General features: G+C 63.4%; 24 protein-coding genes. 17 read left to right on the top strand and 7 right to left on the bottom strand.

The genetic code is table 11. From position 1 onward, the window contains the following. Window positions 1-205: 205 nt before the first annotated feature. The 3 genes from LHU53_RS06065 to LHU53_RS06055 all read left to right on the top strand — a co-directional run bounded on the left by LHU53_RS06065 (window position 206) and on the right by LHU53_RS06055 (window position 3,292). Entirely contained in the window at window positions 206-1,600 is a 1,395-nt protein-coding gene (locus LHU53_RS06065) for a DUF3422 family protein (protein WP_227331328.1), read from the top strand. 216 nt (window positions 1,601-1,816) lie between these two features. Continuing rightward, the gene (locus tag LHU53_RS06060; protein WP_227331327.1) at window positions 1,817-2,776 is read left to right on the top strand and encodes a ZIP family metal transporter; all 960 of its coding nucleotides are present in this window, start codon (window positions 1,817-1,819) and stop codon (window positions 2,774-2,776) included. Window positions 2,777-2,797: 21 nt separating this feature from the next. Further along, on the top strand, window positions 2,798-3,292 hold the full coding sequence (locus tag LHU53_RS06055) for a Dps family protein (protein WP_370632230.1): 495 nt from the start codon (window positions 2,798-2,800) through the stop codon (window positions 3,290-3,292). A 66-nt stretch (window positions 3,293-3,358) separates the two neighbouring features. Here LHU53_RS06055 and LHU53_RS06050 read toward each other — a convergent pair whose 3' ends face one another. Genes LHU53_RS06050 through LHU53_RS06035 form a run of 4 tightly spaced genes read right to left on the bottom strand, consistent with a single transcriptional unit; the run spans window position 3,359 to window position 6,644 of the window. After that, window positions 3,359-3,640 (bottom strand): FeoC-like transcriptional regulator, encoded by a 282-nt coding sequence (locus LHU53_RS06050; protein WP_227331326.1) that lies wholly within the window; start codon window positions 3,638-3,640, stop codon window positions 3,359-3,361. 24 nt (window positions 3,641-3,664) lie between these two features. Continuing rightward, complete coding sequence (feoB, locus tag LHU53_RS06045) at window positions 3,665-6,016, bottom strand: Fe(2+) transporter permease subunit FeoB (RefSeq protein WP_227331325.1); 2,352 nt, start codon at window positions 6,014-6,016, stop codon at window positions 3,665-3,667. After that, window positions 6,013-6,246: a FeoA family protein gene (locus LHU53_RS06040; protein WP_227331323.1), complete on the bottom strand. Its 234-nt coding sequence runs from the start codon at window positions 6,244-6,246 to the stop codon at window positions 6,013-6,015. Before LHU53_RS06040 ends, feoB begins: the two co-directional genes overlap by 4 nt. A gap of 32 nt (window positions 6,247-6,278) precedes the next feature. Then, window positions 6,279-6,644 (bottom strand): FeoA family protein, encoded by a 366-nt coding sequence (locus LHU53_RS06035; protein ID WP_227331321.1) that lies wholly within the window; start codon window positions 6,642-6,644, stop codon window positions 6,279-6,281. A 388-nt stretch (window positions 6,645-7,032) separates the two neighbouring features. Here LHU53_RS06035 and LHU53_RS06030 point away from each other — a divergent pair, with 388 nt between their 5' ends. From LHU53_RS06030 to LHU53_RS05995, 8 genes are all read left to right on the top strand, one after another. Beyond that, a complete protein-coding gene (locus tag LHU53_RS06030) occupies window positions 7,033-9,237 on the top strand; it encodes a TonB-dependent siderophore receptor (protein ID WP_227331319.1) in 2,205 nt (734 codons plus the stop codon). Window positions 9,238-9,243: 6 nt separating this feature from the next. Continuing rightward, window positions 9,244-9,924 carry a Fe2+-dependent dioxygenase gene (locus LHU53_RS06025; protein WP_227331318.1) on the top strand — a complete coding sequence of 227 codons (681 nt, stop codon included), beginning with the start codon at window positions 9,244-9,246 and terminating at the stop codon, window positions 9,922-9,924. Beyond that, a complete protein-coding gene (locus LHU53_RS06020; protein WP_227331316.1) occupies window positions 9,921-11,105 on the top strand; it encodes an alpha-hydroxy acid oxidase in 1,185 nt (394 codons plus the stop codon). Before LHU53_RS06025 ends, LHU53_RS06020 begins: the two co-directional genes overlap by 4 nt. A gap of 270 nt (window positions 11,106-11,375) precedes the next feature. Then, complete coding sequence (locus LHU53_RS06015) at window positions 11,376-12,071, top strand: energy transducer TonB (protein ID WP_227331314.1); 696 nt, start codon at window positions 11,376-11,378, stop codon at window positions 12,069-12,071. An 18-nt stretch (window positions 12,072-12,089) separates the two neighbouring features. Further along, complete coding sequence (locus LHU53_RS06010; RefSeq protein WP_227331312.1) at window positions 12,090-12,806, top strand: MotA/TolQ/ExbB proton channel family protein; 717 nt, start codon at window positions 12,090-12,092, stop codon at window positions 12,804-12,806. 2 nt (window positions 12,807-12,808) lie between these two features. Next, window positions 12,809-13,219 carry a biopolymer transporter ExbD gene (locus LHU53_RS06005; protein WP_227331311.1) on the top strand — a complete coding sequence of 137 codons (411 nt, stop codon included), beginning with the start codon at window positions 12,809-12,811 and terminating at the stop codon, window positions 13,217-13,219. Beyond that, a complete protein-coding gene (locus LHU53_RS06000; RefSeq protein WP_227331309.1) occupies window positions 13,216-13,428 on the top strand; it encodes a hemin uptake protein HemP in 213 nt (70 codons plus the stop codon). The genes LHU53_RS06005 and LHU53_RS06000 overlap by 4 nt, the downstream gene beginning before the upstream one ends. Before the next feature lie 79 nt (window positions 13,429-13,507). Continuing rightward, window positions 13,508-13,963, top strand: a complete 456-nt coding sequence (locus LHU53_RS05995; protein ID WP_227331307.1) for a bacterioferritin — start codon at window positions 13,508-13,510, stop codon at window positions 13,961-13,963. A gap of 18 nt (window positions 13,964-13,981) precedes the next feature. Here LHU53_RS05995 and LHU53_RS05990 read toward each other — a convergent pair whose 3' ends face one another. Continuing rightward, window positions 13,982-15,238: a DUF2325 domain-containing protein gene (locus LHU53_RS05990; protein ID WP_227331305.1), complete on the bottom strand. Its 1,257-nt coding sequence runs from the start codon at window positions 15,236-15,238 to the stop codon at window positions 13,982-13,984. Window positions 15,239-15,490: 252 nt separating this feature from the next. Here LHU53_RS05990 and LHU53_RS05985 point away from each other — a divergent pair, with 252 nt between their 5' ends. From LHU53_RS05985 to LHU53_RS05975, 4 genes are all read left to right on the top strand, one after another. After that, window positions 15,491-15,958: a PaaI family thioesterase gene (locus tag LHU53_RS05985; protein WP_227331304.1), complete on the top strand. Its 468-nt coding sequence runs from the start codon at window positions 15,491-15,493 to the stop codon at window positions 15,956-15,958. Window positions 15,959-15,967: 9 nt separating this feature from the next. Continuing rightward, window positions 15,968-16,495 (top strand): hypothetical protein, encoded by a 528-nt coding sequence (locus tag LHU53_RS05980; protein WP_227331302.1) that lies wholly within the window; start codon window positions 15,968-15,970, stop codon window positions 16,493-16,495. Window positions 16,496-16,635: 140 nt separating this feature from the next. Then, complete coding sequence (locus LHU53_RS19675; protein WP_255631935.1) at window positions 16,636-16,767, top strand: hypothetical protein; 132 nt, start codon at window positions 16,636-16,638, stop codon at window positions 16,765-16,767. A gap of 151 nt (window positions 16,768-16,918) precedes the next feature. After that, the gene (locus LHU53_RS05975; protein WP_227331300.1) at window positions 16,919-17,299 is read left to right on the top strand and encodes a rhodanese-like domain-containing protein; all 381 of its coding nucleotides are present in this window, start codon (window positions 16,919-16,921) and stop codon (window positions 17,297-17,299) included. Between the two features lie 24 nt (window positions 17,300-17,323). On the opposite strand, the gene LHU53_RS05970 is transcribed toward LHU53_RS05975, so the two are convergent. Together LHU53_RS05970 and LHU53_RS05965 are read right to left on the bottom strand one after the other, a co-directional pair. Further along, on the bottom strand, window positions 17,324-17,482 hold the full coding sequence (locus tag LHU53_RS05970) for a DUF3309 family protein (protein ID WP_227331299.1): 159 nt from the start codon (window positions 17,480-17,482) through the stop codon (window positions 17,324-17,326). Further along, the gene (locus tag LHU53_RS05965) at window positions 17,479-18,051 is read right to left on the bottom strand and encodes a bacterioferritin (RefSeq protein WP_227331297.1); all 573 of its coding nucleotides are present in this window, start codon (window positions 18,049-18,051) and stop codon (window positions 17,479-17,481) included. Before LHU53_RS05965 ends, LHU53_RS05970 begins: the two co-directional genes overlap by 4 nt. Before the next feature lie 143 nt (window positions 18,052-18,194). Between LHU53_RS05965 and LHU53_RS05960 the strand changes: the two genes are divergently transcribed. Beyond that, complete coding sequence (locus LHU53_RS05960; RefSeq protein WP_227331295.1) at window positions 18,195-18,734, top strand: lipocalin family protein; 540 nt, start codon at window positions 18,195-18,197, stop codon at window positions 18,732-18,734. Window positions 18,735-18,951: 217 nt separating this feature from the next. Further along, window positions 18,952-20,520: a PAS domain-containing methyl-accepting chemotaxis protein gene (locus tag LHU53_RS05955; protein WP_227331293.1), complete on the top strand. Its 1,569-nt coding sequence runs from the start codon at window positions 18,952-18,954 to the stop codon at window positions 20,518-20,520. Window positions 20,521-20,564 lie beyond the last annotated feature (44 nt).

Here is a 20,564-nt window from a genome sequence, read left to right as displayed (position 1 = left end):
CTTTGTGCGCGCCAGACTTCCCGCATTTTGGCCCCTGCGGGCGGTTGGGGGCAGGTGGTCGAGAGGCTGTGGCGGCCGCCACCCGGCCCACGCAGTTGCCATCACAACGGGCGACATCTGCCGGCCAGGGTGCGCCGTGTTGCGTTTTGGCGCGGGATGCGCCGGGAACCGAAATTCGTGGGGAAATCCCTGCAAAATAGCCCGGATGCACGATCTAGCCGCCCACTCCTCTGGTTTCCTTCCCCTTGATGACACCCATCGCCTGACGCTGCACAACGAGGTGCACGCCCGCCCGTCGGCGCGTATCCGGCTGCCAGCGCTGATCTTTGACGTGGCAGTCTTGCACGAAGGCATCACGCGTGAGATGGCCTGGGCCCACATGTGCCAGTTGCCTGGCCGGGCTGACCTGACGCTGGAGCGTCTGCAAGACAACTTTTTGCGTCTGCGCGGTGACGGCTTCACCCTGAAATGGGAGCGCCACAGCGAGTTTTCGCGCTACACCATCGTGCAGCCGCTGCCCGCCCACATCACGCTGGAGGCGGCCTCGCCAGACCTGATGTCGCACCTGGCGGTGCCCGCAGACTGGCTACAGCAGATTCCCGGTCGCACCGTGTCGGCCATCCAGCTGGTGATGTTGAACGCACCGCTGGACGATGCGCCCGCGCTGATGGCCCAGGCCATGGGCTGGCTGGGCGCACGCACGGTGGTGGCGTCCCTCATGGGCAGCAACGCCATGAGCACGGCCTCAGCGCCTGCGGCTGGCGCGCAGGCGCTGGGTTATCAACATCCGGTGGGGCACTCATGGGTGCTGACGCAGTTCACGATCCAGAGCGACGGTTTTGAGCGCATGCTGGTGATTGCGCCCGAGGGCACCAGCCAGACACGCGCCGGACGCATTGCCGGGCGGCTGCTGGAGCTGGAAATTTACCGCCTGATGGCGCTGCGCGGCTTGCCGGTGGCCAAGTCGCTGGGCCCCATGCTGGCCCAGGCCGAAAGCGAACTGGCTGCCATCACCGCCCGACTGGAGCACAAGGCCGCCTCGGATCAGGAACTGCTGGACACGCTGGTGTCATTGGCGGCCAGCGTGGAGCGCGCCACCGCCGAGAACATTTACCGCTTTTCAGCCAGCCAGGCCTACTACACGCTGGTGAACCAGCGCATCGGCGAGCTGCGCGAAAAAGCCATTCCCGGCACGCAGATGATTGGCGAGTTTTTGCAACACCGGTTGGCGCCTGCCATGGCCACGGTGGCGTCCACGGCGCAGCGGCTGGCGTCCTTGTCCGAGCGGGTGGCGCGCGCCAGCGATTTGCTGCGCACCCGGGTCGACATCGCCACCGAGGCGCAAAACCAGGAACTGCTGGCCAAACTCACCCGCGGGCAAGAGATGCAGCTGCATTTGCAAAGCACGGTGGAAGGGCTGTCGATTGCGGCGATTTCTTATTACGTGATCAGCCTCCTGCTCTACGGTGGCAAGGCGCTCAAGGCCGCTGGTTTGCCGATCAACCCCGAGATGGCCGCCGGGGCGCTGGTGCCGGTGGTGCTGTGGGTGGTGTGGCGCACCACCCAAAAAATCCACGCCAAGCTGGTGGGCAAGCATTAATCCGTATTGTTCATTGGGCGCCCCAATGAACACTCTGGGTTTGAAAAGGGAGGTGAGGCTCCTTTTTGAGAAGTTGCTGTTCATTGATATTGACTATGGCGGACATCCGGCCAATTCATGGGTCCTGGCGATGCAAAGCGCTTAAAGTCTGAGCCCTTGACCCACAACTTCACCCTCGCCGCTGCCTGAGGCGGCATGTCACCTTCAAGACCCGCCATGCCACCTTCAACCATCACCGCAGCTGCCAACCCAGTGGCCAGCCCGCCCTTTGCGGGCTGGGTGGCCACGTGGCTGGCCCATGCGCGCCAGCACCCCGCTGCGGCCATCGGTCTGGGTCTGGCTTTGCTGGGGGTGTTGGCGCTGTTGGTGCAAAGCCTGCTGCAATTGGCGCTGGGTGACGTCGTGCCGGGGCTGCGTTACGCCCTGCTGGGTGGCGCGGTCGGGCTGGCCGCCACCACGCTGGGTGCCTTGCCCGCTTTGGCGTTACGCAGCATCCCGCAAAAGCTCGAAGACAGTTTGCTGGGCTTTGCCGCGGGCATGATGTTGGCGGCCTGTGCGTTTTCACTGCTGTTGCCGGGTTTGCAGGCCGGTGCGGAGATGCTGGGCAACAAGCCGCTGGGCGCGGCGGTGGTGGTGCTGGGCATGGCCCTGGGGGTGATGTTGATGCTGGGGCTGGACCAGTTCACCCCGCACGAGCACGACCAGTTCGGCCCCTGCGGCCCGGCGCCCGAGCGTTGTGGCCGGGTCTGGCTGTTCGTGTTTGCCATTGCGCTGCACAACCTGCCCGAGGGCATGGCGATTGGCGTGAGTTTTTCGCAGGGCGACATGCGCGTGGGTCTGCCGCTGGCCACCGCGATTGCGCTGCAGGACATCCCGGAAGGGCTGGCGGTAGCGCTGGCTTTGCGCAGTGCCGGGTTGACGCCACGGCTGGCGGTGTTGGTCGCGGGGGCCAGTGGTTTGCTGGAGCCGCTGGGCGCGCTGCTGGGTGTGGGTTTGTCCAGCGGGTTGGCGCTGGCTTACCCGACCGGCCTGGGTCTGGCCGCCGGGGCCATGTTGTTTGTGGTGTCGCATGAAGTGATCCCGCAAACCCACCGCAACGGCCACCAGACGCCCGCTACCATCGGCCTGATGATCGGGTTTGCCCTGATGATGGTGCTGGACACCGCATTGGGATGATTTTTTTAAAGGAGTAAGAGAATGAGCAAGAAAAAAGTGAGTTTGCCGAGCATGGACACGGGCATTGACGCCAAACAGCGCGAGGAGATTGCCAAGGGGCTGTCAGCCCTGCTGGCGGACAGCTACACGCTGTACCTGATGACGCACAACTTCCACTGGAACGTGACCGGCCCGCAGTTCAACAGCCTGCACCAGATGTTCATGGGCCAATACACCGAGCAGTGGAACGCGCTGGACATCATTGCCGAGCGTATCCGCGCGCTGGGTTTCCCGGCACCGGGCACCTACAAGGAATACGTCAAGCTGGCGTCCATCAAAGAGGTGGACGGCGTGCCCAAGGCCAACGACATGATCCGCCACCTGGTGGCCGCCCAAGAAGCCACGGCGCGCACCGCCCGCAAACTGTTCCCGGTGGTGGATGCCGCCAATGACCAGCCGACGGCTGACGTGCTGACCCAGCGCATCGACATCCACGAAAAAACCGCCTGGATGCTGCGCAGCTTGCTGGAGGAATAACTTCCCGGGTGCCGACGCCGGGTCGGCAGTCATCAGCGATGGCCCACCACGCCGCGCCGCAATGGCTCAGGCGCTGGTGCAGCGCCTGATGGGAATGATGGTGCGCTCCGGCGCGGCAGGCGATTCAGGCCCGGTCCATTCATAAATTTCGATGGTGTGCGGCTGGCACTTTGTGCAGCCGCTGCTGCACGCCGTGTTGGCGGGCAGTTGGCGCACCCGGCCTTTGCGCGCCAGCACGGCCAGCATGTTGCGCAAAGCCTCGCTGTCGGTGGTCAGTGCGATGCCCATGTCGAGCAGGCTGGCGCGACGGTGCAGCCGTAAATAGTCTGACAATCGGGAAAGGATCATGGCGGGCGTCGGGTGCTGCGTGGATCAGACGCCTTGCGGCAGGGCGGTGGGTGTCGGCGTCTTACCGGACGCTTGGCCCAGCCTGCGCATCCACCAGAATACGGCGGCGAAGGCCAGCAGAATGCCGGTGATCCAGCCCAGTGACACCATCGGTTGGCGGCTGTAGATGGCGACCTGGTACGACAGGGTCGACAGGCCGTAGGCCATACCCGTGGTCCAGGCGGCCACAAACAGGGTCCAGCGCGGGCCGCTTTCCTGGTACACCACCGCGATGGCGGCGGTGCAGGGGAAATACAGCAAGATGAACAACAGGTAGGCAAACGCACCCGCCGCGCCGTCAAACCGTGCGGCCATGGCACCGAAGGTGCTGGTGGAGACTTCTTGCGCTTCGGCCACGGCGGCCTGGTCGCTCACATCCCCAATGTCCAGCCCCAGCGGGTCGGCCCAGGCACCCAAAGCGTCGCTCAGGTTGACCGGAATGGTGGCGGCAGCGTCTGCCAGACCGCCCATCAGGTTGTAAGGTGCCTCCGCTTCGGCGGGTTCACCGGCCGCTTTGGCGTCACTCTCCGCCATGGCGGTGTAGGTGGCGTTGAGCGTGCCCACCACCGCCTCTTTGGCCAGCACACCGGTGAAAATGCCCACGGCGGCGGGCCAGTTGTCGGCATCCAGGCCCAGCGGTGAGAACGCCGGTGCGATGGTGCGGCCCACGGCAGCCAGGGCGGAGGTGTCGCTGTCTTCGTTGCCAAAGCTGCCGTCGGTGCCCACCGCGTTCAGGAAGTTCAGCACCAGCACCATCGGCACCACCACCCGGCCGGCCTTGACGATGAAACCTTTCAGACGGTCCCAGGTGCGGATCAGCACACCTTGGAGGGTGGGCAGGTGATAGGGCGGCAGCTCCATGATGAAGGGCGTGGCTTCGCCTTTGAGCAAGGAGTTTTTCAGGATCAGGCCAGTCAGCACCGCCACGGCAATGCCAATCAGGTACAGGCCAAACACCACGTTTTGCGCACTGCTTGGGAAAAACGCCGCCGCAAACAGCACATACACCGGCAAACGTGCGCCGCACGACATGAAGGGCGCCATGGCAATGGTCATCAGCCGGTCGCGCCTGTTCTCCAGCGTGCGGGTGGCCATGATGGCGGGCACGTTGCAGCCAAAACCCACGATCAGCGGCACAAACGATTTGCCCGGCAGACCCACCCAGCGCATGAAGCGGTCCATCACAAACGCGGCGCGCGCCATGTAGCCCGAATCTTCCAGCATGGACAAAAACAGGTACAAGAAGCCAATCACCGGAATGAACGTGCACACCGTCTGGATACCGCCGCCGATGCCATTGGCCAACAGCACGATCAACCACTGTGGCGCGCCCATGCCAGCCAGCAATTCGGTGGTGCCGTCCACCAGCAGCACCTGGGCCGCTTGGTCGAAGAAGTCGATGAAGGCGCCGCCAATGTTGATGGTGAACAGGAACATCAGGTACATCAACAGCAAAAAGATCGGAATGCCCAAGGCCCGGTGCAGCACTACGCGGTCAATGCGTTCGGTGGCGTCGCGCGTGGCACGGCCGCTGACCTTGACGCTGGTATTGGCCAGGCGGTTGGCCAGGCCATATCGGCCATCGGCCACCAGAATGTCCAGATCGTCGCCAATGGCCGCCGCGCGCTCTTGCGCCAGGGCGGTGAGTTGCGGGCCTGCCAGTTCGCGGGCCAGCGCGTCACCTTCCAGCAGGCGCACCGCCAGCCAGTGCGGGGCTGCGGCGGGTTGGCGGGGCAGGGCGGCGATCTTCTGGCTGAGTTCGGCCACGGCCTGGCCAAGCGCGTCAGAGTAGGTCACCTTGACCGTGGCGCGGGTTGGGTTGGTTGCCGCTTGGGCAATGGCGCTTTTTAGCTCGGCCAGACCCGCGCCGCTGGACGCCACCACCGGCACCACCGGGCAGCCCAGCTGCTTGGAGAGTGCCTGGGCATTGACCGTCATGCCTTTGGCCGCGGCCACGTCGGTCATGTTGAGTGCCAGCAGCAGCGGCACACCCATCTCGATGAGCTGGATGCTCAGGTACAGGTTGCGCTCCAGGTTGGACGCGTCCAGGATGTTGACGATCAGGTCAGCCTCGCCGGTGAGCACGTAGTCGCGCGCCACACGCTCGTCGAGCGATACCTCGCCTTCCACCACGTCCAGCGAGTAGGTGCCGGGCAGGTCGATGACTTCAAAGCGGGTGCTGTCCAGGCGGAATTCGCCGCTCTTTTTCTCAACTGTGACGCCGGGCCAGTTGCCCACCTGCTGTTTGGCGCCGGTGAGCGCGTTGAACAGGGTGGTTTTGCCGCAGTTGGGGTTGCCCACCAGGGCGATGGTGTGTTGGGTGTTCATGGTGTTCATGCGAGTTTCTCCACTTGCAGATTCAATGCCTCGTCCTTGCGCAGCGTCAGCGAAAAGCCGCGCAGGCGTACCTCCACCGGGTCACCCATCGGGGCGACGCGCACCACATGGATTTCAACCCCCGGCATGATGCCCATGGACAACAACTTGCGCCGATAGGCGCCTGTGCTGTCGCCAAAACCCAAAACCCGGGCCCGCTCGCCCACCTTCAGTTCGCTCAGATTGCTCATAGGTATCTTTGTTGATTTAAAAAGTTTGGGGTTCAGACCGGTGTCACCATCACGCGGTGCGCCATGCCGCCGCCCAGCGCAAAACGGCTTTCGCCACGCATCACCACCAGGCCGCCACCTTGCTGCTGCAGCACCCGCACTTGCGCGCCGATGTTGAGCCCCATCTCGGTCATGCGCCGGTCCAGGCCGGCGCCCCCGCGCAACGCCACGATGCGCACCTGTGCGCCCAAGTCGGCCATGCTCAAGGGAAAGGCGCCTGCCAGATGTTGTGGCGAAGGCGGGTGGTGCCCGTGACCCGCATCGCCGTGGTGAGCGTGATGGGGTTGCCGACCGTGCCAGGCGCCGTCTGCCGGGGCCGGACAGGCAACCGGCGCAGCAGCCAAAGAAAACTTGAACATGGGGTGGCTCCAAAGAGGGTGGACGACAGGGTGATGGCAAAATTTTAAATGCGAGTCATTATTATTTACGTTGATAAATGTCAATTCAATGCAAATGCGACATATTCTCATATAAAATTTCTGCACGTCCCGAGACGCCGCTCAACAGCGCCGCGCTCGGCGCAGCTCACCGCCATCCAGCCAGTCAAATCACACGGCCGCCCGCTGGCTGTTGTGACCTAGCCAGCCAATAACCACCCCCACAAGGTCTTGTCACGCTATGTCACGTTCATTGAAAAAATCCAAGCCCAATCTGCCGCCAGCCCCCATGGGTCAAAAGCCAGCAGCTACAAATTCAGTCCTTTCTGGCCCGCTCCTGCCTATTGGCGCGATGCTGTTGGCAGGCTCCATGAGTGCGCTGGCACAAGAAACCACCACCGCCTATGACAAAACGCTGAAACCCGTGGTGGTGAAAGAAAAGGCCGAGGCACCGGAAGGGCGTGACTCGGTCCGCGCCACCCAGACCACCATCGGCAAAGGTCTGCAGCAACTGCGCGACATTCCCCAGTCGGTCACGGTGGTGACGGAGCGGCTGATGGATGAGCGCAACCTGGACACGGTCAAGGAAGCCTTGAAAGCCACTGCGGGCATCTCGTTCCAGGCCGCCGAAGGGGCCGAGGAGGACATCAAGCTGCGTGGCTTCTCGCTGGCCTCGACCGGTGACATTTTTGTCGATGGCATGCGCGACCCGGCTTTTTATGAGCGCGACACCTTCAGCCTGGACCGCATGGAAGTGATGCGTGGCTCGGCCTCGATGTTGTTTGGCCGTGGCTCCACCGGTGGCGCGGTGAATCTGGTCAACAAGGTGCCCACCTTGTTTGGTGACAGCCAGGTGGATGTGACCGTGGGCAGCCACGGCCACCGCCGTGTGGTGGGCGACTTCAACATCCAGACCGCCGACGATGCCGCCTTGCGCATCAACACCATGCTCACCGAGGCCGACAACAACGGCTCAGGCAGCAGCCTGGACAAAAAAGGGATTGCCGCCACCTACCGCTGGGCCATTGGAGAAAAGAACGAGTTCTCGGCCAGCATCTACCACCTGGACAACAACAACGGCATGAACTACGGCATGCCGTGGATCAAACCGACAGCAGCTTCTGCCGCCGGTGAAACAACCACCTTGCCACTGGACCCGACCGCGTACTACGGCATGGCCAGTGACTACAACGCCGGCACCGCCACCACCGGCACGCTGACCCATCAGCACCGGTTTGATGCCGACAGCACGCTCAGAACCCAGGTGCGTATGGGTGAGTACACGCGGGATCAGCGCGCCAGCACCGTGCGGTTGGGCAATGCGGCTAGCCAGCCGGGCGGCACGGCGGCCAGTCTGGCGACTTTTGGGCCGAATACCGTCTTGACACGTGGCAACCAGCTGAAGATTCAGGACCTGGATGCCCTCTACGCGCAAAGTGATTACCAGAGCAAGTTCCAGGCGCTGGGCGTGCAGCATGAGCTGCTGGCAGGTGTGGACGTCGCCCGCGAAAAGAAAACCGTTTACGGCGCACGCAATGCGGCGCAGGGTGGTGTGGTGCCAACCAAACCGACCACTACCGTGGGCACGCCCAACGATGGTGCTTGGGTCAACGAAGCCTCTCGCGTGCTCAGAACCACCAGTGACTACACGTCCAGCGGGTGGGGCGCCTATGTGCAGGACCTGATCCAAGTGGCGCCGCACTGGAAGGTGTTGGCCGGGCTGCGTTATGACAACTTGGTGGGCGATTACAACTGCCACGCCATTCCTGATCCATCTGCCAACGCCACTGCGCAGCAGTGCGATACCCGCACGGCGACCATCACGGCGCCGCTGACGCGCAGCTACAAAATGAAAATCTCTGAATGGAGCCAGCGTGTTGGTCTGCTGTATCAGCCGAACGATTTGCACTCGTACCATTTTTCGGCGGCCACCTCGTTCAACACCTCGGGTGACGCCTATTCGCTGAACTCGGCCAACGTGAACATCGACCCGGAAAAAAGCCTCAACATCGAACTGGGTGCCAAACTCGACTCGGCCGACAAACGTTTCACCACCCGCTTGGCGGTGTTTCGCTCCACCAAACTGCATGAACGCAACACGGACCCCGACGTGAACTTGGTCACGCTCTCGGGCAAGCGCCATGTGGCCGGGGCCGAAATCGACGTGGCGGGCCGACTCACGCCGCAGTGGGAAATTTACGCTTCTTATATGTGGATGCCGGTGGCCAACATTGACGAAGGCGTGGCCGGCTCGGAAGGTGAGGGCACCCGCCCCTCGAACACGCCTTACCACAGCGGTTCTGTGTGGAGCACGTACCAGATCGATGCCAAGTGGCGCGTCGGGGCCGGCCTCAACTTCCGGGGTCGCCAGACGCCTATCCGCAACCCGGGCTGGGAAGTGCCGTCATGGGTCACCGCCGATGCGATGGTGGAGTACGTGATGAACGACAAGGTCACTTTGAAGCTCAATGTCAGCAACCTCACCGACAAGCTGTACGCCGACCATCTGTACTCCGGGCACTACACCCCGGGCGCCGGGCGGCTGGTTCAACTCACCGGTAACTTCAAGTTCTGATCGCCTATGTTGCTGACGCTTCCCAACATCCTGACGCCCGATGAGATCCAAGGCGCCACCGCGCTGCTGGCCCGTGCCCCCTGGACCGATGGGCGCGCCAGCGCTGGCCCCCAGGCGGCGCAGGTCAAAAACAACCTGCAGCTGCCACACGACTGTGAAGCCGCGCAGCAGATACGCGCACTGGTGCTGCGCGGGCTGGATCGCAGCACCACGTTTTTCTCTGCGGCCTTGCCCAAACGTGTGTTCACGCCGCGTATCAACTGTTATGGCGGCGATGCCAATTACTACGGCAACCACATCGACAACGCCATCCGCGCGCTGCCCAACGGGCAAAAGGTGCGCACCGATGTGTCGTGCACGGTGTTCCTGAACGACCCGGCGGATTACGACGGTGGCGAGTTGACCATCGCCGACACCTATGGCGAGCAAGCGGTCAAGCTGCCCGCTGGCCACGCCGTGTTGTACCCCGGCACCAGCCTGCACCAAGTCAAACCGGTCACGCGTGGTCAGCGCATCGCCTGCTTTTTCTGGGTGGAAAGCATGGTGCGCAGCGACGAGCAGCGCCGCCTGCTGTTTGAGCTGGACATGAATTTGCTGCGCTTGCGCCAGCAACACGGTGAGGGCGACGAGACCACCGCACTCACTGGCGTCTACCACAACCTGCTGCGCATGTGGGCGGATACATGAGCGTGGCCGCACCAACTTCAGCGTCGCCCGCGGCCTGCACCGCGGCAAATACGCCGTCCGGCGTGGTGACTTTGGCAGACCACGAGGCGCTGGCCCGCACCCGGCTCGATGCCAACGCCTGGGCCTACTTCAGTGGTGGCGCCGCTGACGAAATCACCTTGCAAAACAACCAGACCGCGTGGCAAGGCCAGTTGTTGCAGCCGCGCATTTTGCGCAAGCTGGCAGGCGGGCACACCCGTGTGCCCTTGCTGGGGCGCACGCTGGCCCATCCGATTTTTCTGGCACCCGTGGCGTACCAACGCATGGCGCACCCCGACGGTGAACTGGCCACGGCTTGCGCCGCCTCCGCGCAACAGGCCGGGCTGGTACTGAGCACCCAGGCCAGTCTGCCGCTGGAAACCGTGGCCCAGGCGGTCGCGGGCGACCCGGACCGCGGTCCGTTGTGGTTTCAGTTGTATCTGACGCATGACCCCGCCTTTAACCTGGAATTGGTGCAACGCGCTGAAGCAGCCGAGTATGAGGCGCTGGTGATCACCGTGGATGCACCGGTGAACGGTGCGCGTGACCGTGAGCGCCGCGCCGGGTTTCGACTGCCGCCAGGCGTGTCGGCCGTCAATCTGGCGGGCTTGGTGCCCGAAACCCAAGCCAGCTTGGCCTTGGGTCAAAGTGCCTTGTTTGACGGGTTGTTGCGCAGTGCCACCACCTGGGCCGATATCGAGTGGCTGTTGTCCCGCACCCGCTTGCCGGTGCTGCTGAAAGGGGTGATGCACCCAGCGGACGCCCGCCAGGCCATGCAACTCGGTGTGGCCGGGCTGGTGGTTTCCAACCACGGCGGGCGCACTTTGGACACCGCACCCAGCACCGCCGCCGTGTTGCCACGTATCCGCCAGGCGCTGGGGGCCGATGTCCCGCTGCTGGTGGATGGCGGTATTCGTCGTGGCACCGATGTGCTCAAGGCCATCGCCCTGGGCGCCAACGCGGTGCTGATTGGCCGCCCCTATATCTACGCGCTGGCCAACGCCGGTGCGATGGGGGTGGCCCATGTGCTGCGTCTGCTGCGCGACGAGCTGGAGATCGCCATGGCCCTGTGTGGTTGCGCCACGCTGGCCGAGGTGACGGCGGACTGCCTGTTTACGCCCGAGGGCGCATCAGAGGCATGTCGGACGGCAGCGTCCACGTGAGGTTCAGTCGTCGTCATGGTTGGCTGTTGTTCCTGGCCAGGTCCGTTGCGTGTCCCGGCACATCACGGCTGCCATCTGCCAGGCTGCGGGCTGACGGCTCAGAAAGCAGAAAGTCAGACGATTTGCAGGCATCATTCATCCGTAATGCGAACAATTCGCGTTTAAAATAGGGTTGTTTTCAACTTCAAAGGGGCAAACAATGAACACATTTTTCATCCTGGGTGGCAGCGCGGTCATGGTGATGGCGGCCACCGCCTGGGTGCTGCGCAAGTGAAGTCGGTGCTGCAACGCCGCAACATCTGGCTGTTGATGACCGCGCAGGACCGCCGCACCTTTGTGGTGGTGCTTTATGTGCTGCTGTTTCATGCCTTGTTGTTGTGGGGGCTGCAAAGTGGTCTGCTCAAGCGGGTGGTGGAACAGGTGGTGCCGGTCCAGATGCTCAGCGAGTTCATCGAGCCGCCTGCGCCCAAGGTAGCGCCGCCGCCAGCACCGCCGCAGGAGGTCAAGCGGCCGATGGTTCAACCCAAGGCGCCCAGCCTGCCCACGGTGACACCGCCGCTGGCTGTGCAACAGGACAGTGCTGCCCCAGAGGCCTGGGCGGTGCAAGCTGCACCCCCCGTGCCCCTGGCCGCGGTGACCGCACCGGTGGTTCAAGCGGTGCCTGTGCTGCCGGCAGCGCCCAGTGTGGAGCTGCCCTCCAGCGATGCCGACTACCTGCAAAACCCCAAGCCGGTGTACCCCAGCAGCAGCAAGCGCCGTGGTGAGCAGGGGGTGGTAATCCACAGCGTGCTGATCGGCATTGATGGTGCGCCGGTGAGTGCGCGGCTGGTCAAGTCCAGCGGTTTTGCTGCACTGGATCAGGCCGCTTTGACGGCGGTGATGCGCTGGCGCTACGTGCCCGGCAAGCGTAACGGCGTACCCACCGCCATGTCTTTTAACGTGCCCATCAATTGGGTGCTTGAGTAATTTTTTGGAGCTTTGTTTATGGAATCGCAATTCGGGATGGTCAACGTCTGGACGCAGGGTGATTGGGTCACCAAAGGGGTGGCGGTGCTGCTGCTGGTGATGTCTTTGGCGAGTTGGATCGTGATCGCGCTCAAGACGCTGGACCTTCTCAAATACAAAAAACACGCCCGCCAGGCCGCTGACTTCTGGCACAGCGAAGACTTTGCGTCCGCGCTGGACAAGCTCGGCGCGGACGCCACCGATCCGTTTCGCCAGATCGCCCTGGAAGGCCGTGAGGCCACCGCACACCACCGCAACAGCAAGGCCCACCTGCACGACAGCCTGGACGTGAGCGACTGGGTCACCCGCTGCCTGCGCAACGCCATGGACGAGTTCACCGCCCGGCTGCAATCGGGACTGGCGATTCTTGCGTCAGTGGGTTCCACCGCGCCATTTGTCGGGCTGTTTGGCACGGTTTGGGGCATTTACCACGCGTTGCTCAGCATCGGGCTGTCGGGCCAGTCGACCATCGACAAGGTGGCCGGCCCGGTGGGTGAGGCGCTGATCATGACCGCGCTGGGGCTGGCGGTGGCCATTCCCGCTGTGCTGGGCTACAACGCGCTGGTGCGCGGCAACAAGGCCATCTTGAACAAGCTGGGCAGCTTCTCGCATGACTTGCACGCCTACTTTGTCACCGGTGCGCGGGTGAATTCGCCCGGTAACAGCGCTGTGGTCATGATGAAAAAAGGAGCCTGAGCATGGCTTTTGGAACCCAGCCTGACGCCGATGAGGTGATGAGCGAGATCAACATGACCCCGCTGGTGGACGTCATGCTGGTGCTGCTGATCATCTTCATCATCACCATTCCGGTGATGAAACATTCGGTCAACGTGGACCTGCCGGTGGCCAAGAACCAGCCGCAAGTCATCCAGCCGCAGACCGTGCGCTTGAGCGTGGATGCGCAGGGCCTGTATTTCTGGAACGAAGCGCCGGTGGAGGTCTCCGCGCTGGCGGGCTTGCTGCAGGCTGAGGCGGCGCGTGAGCCCCAGCCCGAGCTGCACATCCGGGGTGACAAGGCGGTGCGTTATGAACATGTCGCCAAGGTGATGGCCAGCGCGCAGCAGGCCGGCTTGCGCAAGATTGGTTTTATCACCGAGCCCGGCCCATGAGCGCCGCTCAGCCAGGCGCCACCAGCCGCCAAGGTGTCGCGACGTTTGCCCTGGACACGCGGGCCGCCATCGGGGCCAACCGGAGCGCGCCCGAACCGCTGCCCAGCACCGCGGTGCTGCGCGGGCACAAGTCGGTGTCCATCGAGCATGAGGGTGTGATTTACCGTTTGCAGGTCACCAAGTTGGGCAAGCTGATTTTGACGAAATAGCACAGAATCAAGGTGGCTGGACCACGCAGCTGCACAGAAGTTTTCCCGGATGTTTTAACTTTTTTACTGGAGCCATCTCATGGACAACACAAAAACCCAGGCAGCGATTGATGCCTTGAACCACATCATGGAGCTGGAATTGGCCGGTGTGGTGCGCTACACGCATTACTCGCTGATGGTGTACGGCTTCAACCGCATTCCGATCGTGTCGTGGCTCAAGGCCAATGCCACCGAGAGCCTCGACCACGCCCACAAGGCGGGGGAACTGGTCACACTGATGGGCGGGCACCCGTCGCTCAAAATTGGTGCTCTGCTGGAGACCGAACAGCATGACACCGGTGACATCCTGCGTGAGAGTCTGTCCCACGAACAAGCTGCACTCAACGCTTATTACGCTCTGTTGAAGATTGCCGAGGGCAGCTCGGTGCTGCTGGAGGAATATGCGCGCGAAATGATTGTTCAGGAAGAGCTGCACCTGGACGAAGTCAACAAGATGCTGCGTCGCCCCGGTGAGATGGAGCCTTTCAAGGCCTGAGCCCCAAGGCCCGGCGGCTCAGCTCAAGCTGGGCTGGCGCAGTTCTGTCAAGGCCCGCTTCAGGCTGGCAGAGCCGGGGTTGTCGACAAACACGCATGGCTTGCCGGTGCGTTTGCAATGGTCCTTGACGCGCCAATAAGCGTTGTGGCTGATGCAGCCGGTCTGGCAGATCACCAGGTCGGCAGCGGCCAGCGTGGTGTCCAGTTTGGTCAGGCTTTCTTCTTCGCCGCCATCGTGGTGCATGAAGCGCCCACCGGTGCGCTCAATGATGTGGCGGTACAGCGGCACGCTGGCAGTGCGCCCGCCCACACACAGCACGGCGCGGTCAACCAGGGGTGTCGGCGCGATCGCGGCGGAGGTCAAGGGGTCGTGTTGGCCATCGGCTGGGTTGTCCCGGCGTCTGAGTTCGGCCGCCTGCGCCTCCACCAGGCGAGCCAGGCGTTCGTTTTCCTGTTGCGTCAGCAGCAGGGCGCGCTCCAGCGCGTGAATGCGCTCGGTTTGCAACGTGAGTTCCTGAGCCTGTTGGAAGCGGCAGGCCAGGTCGGGCACGGCGGCCTCAAGGGCTTGCAACTGTTCCTGCAGCGCGCCCAGTCGCGTATCGCGGCTGACCAGGTCAGCGCGAAGCTGTTGGATCAATGACTGTTGCAGCGCAGCCTGGCTGGCACGGTCTCGTGCGCACTGGGTGTTGCGCGCCTGGATGCGGGCCAGTTCGTTGGTCAGTACGGCGTTTTCATCCAGCAGGGCCGCCAGACGCTGGTTATCAGCGCGCTGCGTGGCACCCAGTTGGTGTTGCAGCATGTGCACCTCACCGAGCACCTGGCGCTGCAGTTCCGGTGTGCAACGCGGGTGGGTCAGTGTGGCCCAGAGGGTGCCGGGAAGATCGGTTGTCCAGGACGCCCCCCACCACGCCTGCAAGGCCTCCCCGGATTTGTGTCGGCTTGCCTGCCGAATGGCGGTGGCGTAGCGTTGCTCCAGCTCGCGTTGCATGCCCTCAGCCAGCGGTGTGCGACTGCTGCACTGGCTGACTGCGCCAGCGTGCAGGGTGTACTCGGTGTCAACGTTGTGGCCGCGAAACACTTTGTTGACGACCCGCCTGAGCACCGGCGTCGGCAGGCAAATGCCAACCACCGGGCAGTGCGCGCGGCTTTCCAGTTCCCACAGCCTGTGTCGGCGTGAGCCCGGGCTGGGCGACTGGCTGGCGTGGGTGGCCGCGGGTTCGGGCGTGTTGACGTCACCGAGCGCCGGTGTCTCTTGTTGGATAGACAGGTAGCACATACAAATCTCCAAATGAGGCTGGCTTGGAAGCCGACGGTCAGCTGCGCAGACCGGACGATGGGAGCATTCTAGTTCTAAATAAGAATGACTCGCATTTAAATTCTGGTCAGCTGTGGCAGGCGACAGCCGCCTAAACTCAGGGCGTGCAGGGCATCTTGGCCAGCCGTCTGGCAGCCGATGGCTGGGCCTGGAGGTCAGCGCATGCCACGCTGGGTAAGTTCTAAACAGATCACCATTTCGACCGGAGACCGCATGAAAGCCTTTCAAGAGTACTACCCCGACAACCTGTCGCATTGTTATGGTTGCGGTGCCAACAACGACCATGGCCACCGCATCAAGACCTATTGGGACGGGGATGAGACCGTGACGCGCTTCACGCCCGAGCCGTACCACACGGCGGTGCCGGGTTACACCTATGGCGGCTTGCTGGCCTCGCTGATCGACTGCCACGGCACCGGCACGGCGTCGGCAGCGATGTACCGCCAGGAAGGGCGCGAGATGGACACCAAGCCATCGTTTCGCTTTGTCACCGGCTCACTGCATGTGGATTATTTGAAGCCCACGCCGATCAACGTCACGCTGGAAATTCGGGGCCGCGTCAAAGAGATCAAGGGCCGCAAAGTGGTGGTGGAGGCCACCGTCTACGCCGATGGCGTGGCCACCGCCCGGGGTGAAATCGTGGCGATTCAGATGCCGGAAAATTTTGGTACACCTGCCTGAAAGCTACCCATGACGAACGCCTCACACCTGATGATCTGGCCCATGCGCCGTGTTTTGAACCGCCTGTGGGCCCTGGTGCTCCTGCTGGTGTTGGGTTTGCCCGCGCTGGCGCTCGCCCAAGCGGCCGCACCAGTGGCACTGGGCCAGCCCTTGCCCACGCTGAACCTCAAAGACCAGCATGACAAGCCGTGGCACATCGCGCCCGGCACCCGGCTGGTGCTGTTTGCCGCAGGCCGCCAGGCCTCCAACCTGGTGCAGGCGGTGTTGGAAGCCCTGCCCAAAGACCAGCTGACCCAAAAAAATGCGGTGTACCTGGCCGACATGAGCAAGATGCCCGGCTTCATCACCCGCACCTTCGCCTTGCCCGTGCTGCGTGACATGTCGTACCCGATTGGCGTGTCGATGGACGACACCACGCTGGCGGGCTGGCCGCGCCAGCCCGATGCGGTGACCCTGATCGAACTGGATCAAGGTCTGCTCAAAAGCATCCGTTTTGTCACTACCGAGGCCGATCTACGCGCCGCGCTGGCGCGCTGAGCCAGCGCCTTGAGCGCGGCAGTTTGAGGCGAATGCCTGCCGCGCCAACCCCGGGGTGACTTGAGTCACCGTCACCTTGCGGGGTCTATGAGATAGTCCTTTTGGTCTTTTCCAAAGGTCTATCTTCCCCAGGAGTTTGCATGAAAAAATCGGCATTTTTGGCGACCGTCTTGTTCGCTGCGGCCGTGTCTGCCCAGGCAGGTGAGTTGTTTGTGTTCATCAACAGTGGCAGCGCCATGACCCAGGCGGCTGGCAACGTACTGGCCGGGTGAGATCATTCTGTCCGAAGGCCCAGGCCACTAGGGCCTGGCTGTGGTGACCCGCTGGGCGGGGCGCAAAATATGCGCACAATCGCCCGGCAGATGCCATGCCACAAGGTCCCGTAGCGATGGATGTGAACCTAACTTACTCAGGAGAAACAGATTGAAAACAGCCCATGACCTGGTCGCCGCCGCCAAAACCCGCGTGCGTGAGGTGGCCTTGGCCGACGCCAAACAGGCCATCACCGCGGCCGATGTGCTGGTGGATGTGCGCGAGGCCGATGAATTTGCGGCCGGGCACCTGGCTGGCGCCATCCATGTGTCGCGTGGTCTGCTGGAGTTCAAGTTCAGCGCCAACCCGGCGCTGCAACCGCGGGATCTGAAGATCGTGCTGTACTGCAAAACCAGCGGTCGCGCCGCGTTGGCCGCCAGCGCCCTGCAGGACATGGGTTACCTGGACGTGCAGTCGATCGCAGGCGGGTTCGATGCCTGGGCTGCTGCGGGCAAGCCGGTGGTCAAGCCCGAGGCGCCGCCGTTTGACTGAGCGCGCGCCCGGTCAGCCAACGGGTCAGATTCGGCCCATTACCAGCAAGATGATCAGGATCAGAACCACCAGCCCGATGCCGCCGCTGGGACCGTAGCCCCAGCTACGGCTGTGCGGCCAGCTGGGAATGACGCCGATCAGCAGCAGGACCAGCACGATCAGAAGAATGGTGCCAATGCTCATGATGTTTCCTTGTCTTGGGTAGTGGTAGCGGTTGGGGGCAGGTGTTGCAACAGGTCGGCCAGGTCATCGGCGTGTTCTTCTTCCATGGCCAGGATCGACTCCAGCAGGCGCCGGGTGGTCGGGTCCTGGTCCGCCAGCATGGCGATGCCGTGGCGGTAGCTGTCGATGGCAATGCGCTCGGCGATCAGGTTTTCAGTGATCATGTCGGCCAGGTTGTCACCTTCCACATACTCGGCATGGCTGCGACTGAGCAGGGTGCTGGGCGAGAAGTCCGGCTCACCGCCGAGCTGCACGATGCGTGTGGCCAGCTGGTCGGCATGGCCCAGTTCTTCGTTGGCGTGGGTCAAAAACTCGGCGGCTACTGCCTGGGAATGGATGCCACGGGCCATGAAATGGTGGCGGCGGTAACGCAGCACACACACCAGTTCGGTCGCCAGTGCTTCGTTGAGCATCATCACCACAGCAGGGAGGTCGGCTGTGTAGCCCGCCGTGACGGCGCCTTGTTCGATGTGCTGACGCGCGTCCCGGCGCACGGTGTCCAGTTGAAAGGGGGCGATGGCGTGGGTCATGAAAGCCTCTCGGGTGTTGAATGAGTCTGTATGGTGGCACCTGTGCGCCCTGGGGTCTGTTCGATGACGCACCTAACGAGTCCCCTGTCTGTGGCAGCATCCGCGTGGGGGGCTTGGGCTCTCATGTCAATCAGGAATCACACATGTTGTACAAAATGACCTTGGCGGCTTGCCTCTTTGGCGCGAGCGCCTGGCCAACGCACGCAGCACCCCCGGCACCGGCGGATGTGGTCAGCGTGGCGGCGGTGGACTTGCAGCGCTACCTGGGCCAGTGGTTTGAAATCGGCAGCCTGCCGCTGTTTTTTCAGCGCAATTGCGTGGCCGACACCAGTGCGCAGTACGGTTTGGCGCCAGACGGGGTCTCGTTGACCGTCGTGAATCGCTGCCGCACCGCCGACGGTATGGATGAAGCCACTGGCCGGGCCACCGTCGTTCCGGGGTACGCCAACAGCCGCTTGAAGGTGTCTTTTTTCTGGCCTTTCAAGGCCGATTACTGGGTGATCGGGCTGGACCCGGACTACCGCTGGGCGCTGGTGGCCACGCCCAACCGCAAATACCTGTGGTTGCTGTCGCGCACCCCGCAACTGCCGCAGCCCGAGGTGCAGGCCGCGCTGGCGATCGCCACCGCGCAGGGCTATGACCTGAGCGCGTTCCGCTACACCCCGCAAACGTCCTCGCCATGAGGTTGACCGCTGTCAGCCCGTTTTGGGCGTGGGCTGCAGACCTGATGTGTCATTGAATACCAGGTGCCCAATGCACCCTGTTTGAGCTTGTGTGGCCATTCAGCCGCAAAGTTCAAGCGTGATGCGGCAATGTGGCGGACAGTTGATATGGGGCAAATCTGCACGTGGACGGATCGCTAGCATCGGTGGTTTTGTCGTTGATGCGTGGTCCTCAAAAATGAAAATAAATCTCCCTGTGACCCAGCGCGAGTTTGAGCTGGAAGACGGCGTCACACTGGTGTCTACCACCGACACCAAAGGCATCATCACCCATTGCAACCAGGCCTTTGTGCAAGCCAGCGGGTTTGCTGACGCCGAACTGCTGGGCCAGCCCCATGACATCGTGCGCCACCCGGACGTGCCGCCCGAGGCGTTCAAGGATTTATGGGGCACCATCGGGCGCGGCAGGCCGTGGTCTGGCGTGGTGAAAAACCGGCGCAAAAACGGGGACCACTACTGGGTGCTGGCCAATGTCACGCCGGTCATGGAAAACGGCAAACCGCACGCGTACATGTCGGTGCGGCTCAAACCCACGCGGGCGCAGATCCAGGCCGCGGAGCAGGCCTACGCGTTGCTGGACGCCCAGCGCGCCAGCGGCAAGATCCGCCTGCAGTTGCACGCGGGCAAGCTGCGGCGCGTGGGCTGGCGTGACTGGCCGGCGCGCTTGCACCGGATCACGCTGCGCCAGCGTGTGGCGGTGGGTTTGCTTGGGGTGCTGTTGGTCACGCTGCTGCCCGCCTGGGTGCTGGCCGGGCAAGCGGCCAGCACCGTCGCCCTGGCGCAGTTGGCCTGCGGGGTGCTGGGCATGGCGATGTTCTGGGCCTGGTTCAACCACACGCTGGCCCGGCCGCTGGATCGGGCCACTGGTTTGGCCGGCGAGCTGGCCGGTTGCAATCTGGACGGTGATATTGATTACGACAGCACCAGCCCGCTGGGCGCCTTGATGCGCCGTTTGTGGCTGACCAACCTCAACATGCGCGCCATCGTGGCCGATGTGCGTGCCGAGGTCAAAGGGGCCAACCAGGCCGCGCAAGACATCCACCAGGGCAGTGTGGCGCTGTCCGGCCACACCGGTACGCAGGCCCAAGAGGTGGTAAAAACCACCGCCGCCGTGCGCGAGATTGCCGACACCGTGAAACGCACGGCCGATACCGCCCACGCGCTGGCGGGTCTGAGCAGCAGCGCCAGCGCCATGGCCACGGAGGGGGCACGGGCGATTGACCAGGTGTCGGCCTCCATGCATGCCATCGAGGCCTCGTCGGACCGCATCACCGAGATCATTGAAGTGATCGAAAAGCTGGCCTTCCAGACCAACCTGCTGGCGCTCAACGCCGCGGTGGAAGCGGCGCACGCGGCGGACCATGGCCGCGGTTTCGCCGTGGTGGCGGCCGAGGTGCGGGCGCTGGCGCGGCGCAGCAGCGAGGCGGCGCAACAGATTCGCGGGTTGATCCAGCACTCGGTCGACCAGGTGTCACGCGGCAGCCAGACCGTGGATGTGGCGGCGGACACCATACGCACCGCGGTCGATGCCGTGCGCGAGGTGACGGCGCGACTGGGCGAGATCACCCGGGCCACCCAGGACGAAGCGGTGGGGGTGACACAGATCAGTGACGCCATGCATCTGCTGGATGAGGTGACCCAGCAAAACGCCGATCTGGCACACCAGGCCAGCGCCGATTGCGAGGGCTTGACCTCACGTGCCGACACGCTGGTGCGCGCGGTCAAGGTGTTCAAGATGAGCCGGTAGAGGCTCTCGGGCGCGAGCTTTCCTGGCCTGCGCAGCCCGGTCGC

The sequence above is a fragment of the Rhodoferax sp. U2-2l genome, from assembly GCF_020594515.1.
In the GTDB taxonomy this organism is placed as follows: Bacteria; Pseudomonadota; Gammaproteobacteria; order Burkholderiales; family Burkholderiaceae_C; genus Rhodoferax.
This window is presented reverse-complemented; position numbering and strand designations above follow the sequence as displayed.

Coding starts and splice junctions, on each gene's coding strand:
- LHU53_RS06065 (WP_227331328.1), top strand. CDS start 206: ATGCACGATCTAGCCGCCCACTCCTCTGGTTTCCTTCCCCTTGATGAC.
- LHU53_RS06060 (WP_227331327.1), top strand. CDS start 1,817: ATGCCACCTTCAACCATCACCGCAGCTGCCAACCCAGTGGCCAGCCCG.
- LHU53_RS06055 (WP_370632230.1), top strand. CDS start 2,798: ATGAGCAAGAAAAAAGTGAGTTTGCCGAGCATGGACACGGGCATTGAC.
- LHU53_RS06050 (WP_227331326.1), bottom strand. CDS start 3,640: ATGATCCTTTCCCGATTGTCAGACTATTTACGGCTGCACCGTCGCGCC.
- feoB (WP_227331325.1), bottom strand. CDS start 6,016: ATGAACACCATGAACACCCAACACACCATCGCCCTGGTGGGCAACCCC.
- LHU53_RS06040 (WP_227331323.1), bottom strand. CDS start 6,246: ATGAGCAATCTGAGCGAACTGAAGGTGGGCGAGCGGGCCCGGGTTTTG.
- LHU53_RS06035 (WP_227331321.1), bottom strand. CDS start 6,644: ATGTTCAAGTTTTCTTTGGCTGCTGCGCCGGTTGCCTGTCCGGCCCCG.
- LHU53_RS06030 (WP_227331319.1), top strand. CDS start 7,033: ATGAGTGCGCTGGCACAAGAAACCACCACCGCCTATGACAAAACGCTG.
- LHU53_RS06025 (WP_227331318.1), top strand. CDS start 9,244: ATGTTGCTGACGCTTCCCAACATCCTGACGCCCGATGAGATCCAAGGC.
- LHU53_RS06020 (WP_227331316.1), top strand. CDS start 9,921: ATGAGCGTGGCCGCACCAACTTCAGCGTCGCCCGCGGCCTGCACCGCG.
- LHU53_RS06010 (WP_227331312.1), top strand. CDS start 12,090: ATGGAATCGCAATTCGGGATGGTCAACGTCTGGACGCAGGGTGATTGG.
- LHU53_RS06005 (WP_227331311.1), top strand. CDS start 12,809: ATGGCTTTTGGAACCCAGCCTGACGCCGATGAGGTGATGAGCGAGATC.
- LHU53_RS06000 (WP_227331309.1), top strand. CDS start 13,216: ATGAGCGCCGCTCAGCCAGGCGCCACCAGCCGCCAAGGTGTCGCGACG.
- LHU53_RS05995 (WP_227331307.1), top strand. CDS start 13,508: ATGGACAACACAAAAACCCAGGCAGCGATTGATGCCTTGAACCACATC.
- LHU53_RS05990 (WP_227331305.1), bottom strand. CDS start 15,238: ATGTGCTACCTGTCTATCCAACAAGAGACACCGGCGCTCGGTGACGTC.
- LHU53_RS05985 (WP_227331304.1), top strand. CDS start 15,491: ATGAAAGCCTTTCAAGAGTACTACCCCGACAACCTGTCGCATTGTTAT.
- LHU53_RS05980 (WP_227331302.1), top strand. CDS start 15,968: ATGACGAACGCCTCACACCTGATGATCTGGCCCATGCGCCGTGTTTTG.
- LHU53_RS19675 (WP_255631935.1), top strand. CDS start 16,636: ATGAAAAAATCGGCATTTTTGGCGACCGTCTTGTTCGCTGCGGCCGTG.
- LHU53_RS05970 (WP_227331299.1), bottom strand. CDS start 17,482: ATGAGCATTGGCACCATTCTTCTGATCGTGCTGGTCCTGCTGCTGATC.
- LHU53_RS05965 (WP_227331297.1), bottom strand. CDS start 18,051: ATGACCCACGCCATCGCCCCCTTTCAACTGGACACCGTGCGCCGGGAC.
- LHU53_RS05960 (WP_227331295.1), top strand. CDS start 18,195: ATGTTGTACAAAATGACCTTGGCGGCTTGCCTCTTTGGCGCGAGCGCC.
- LHU53_RS05955 (WP_227331293.1), top strand. CDS start 18,952: ATGAAAATAAATCTCCCTGTGACCCAGCGCGAGTTTGAGCTGGAAGAC.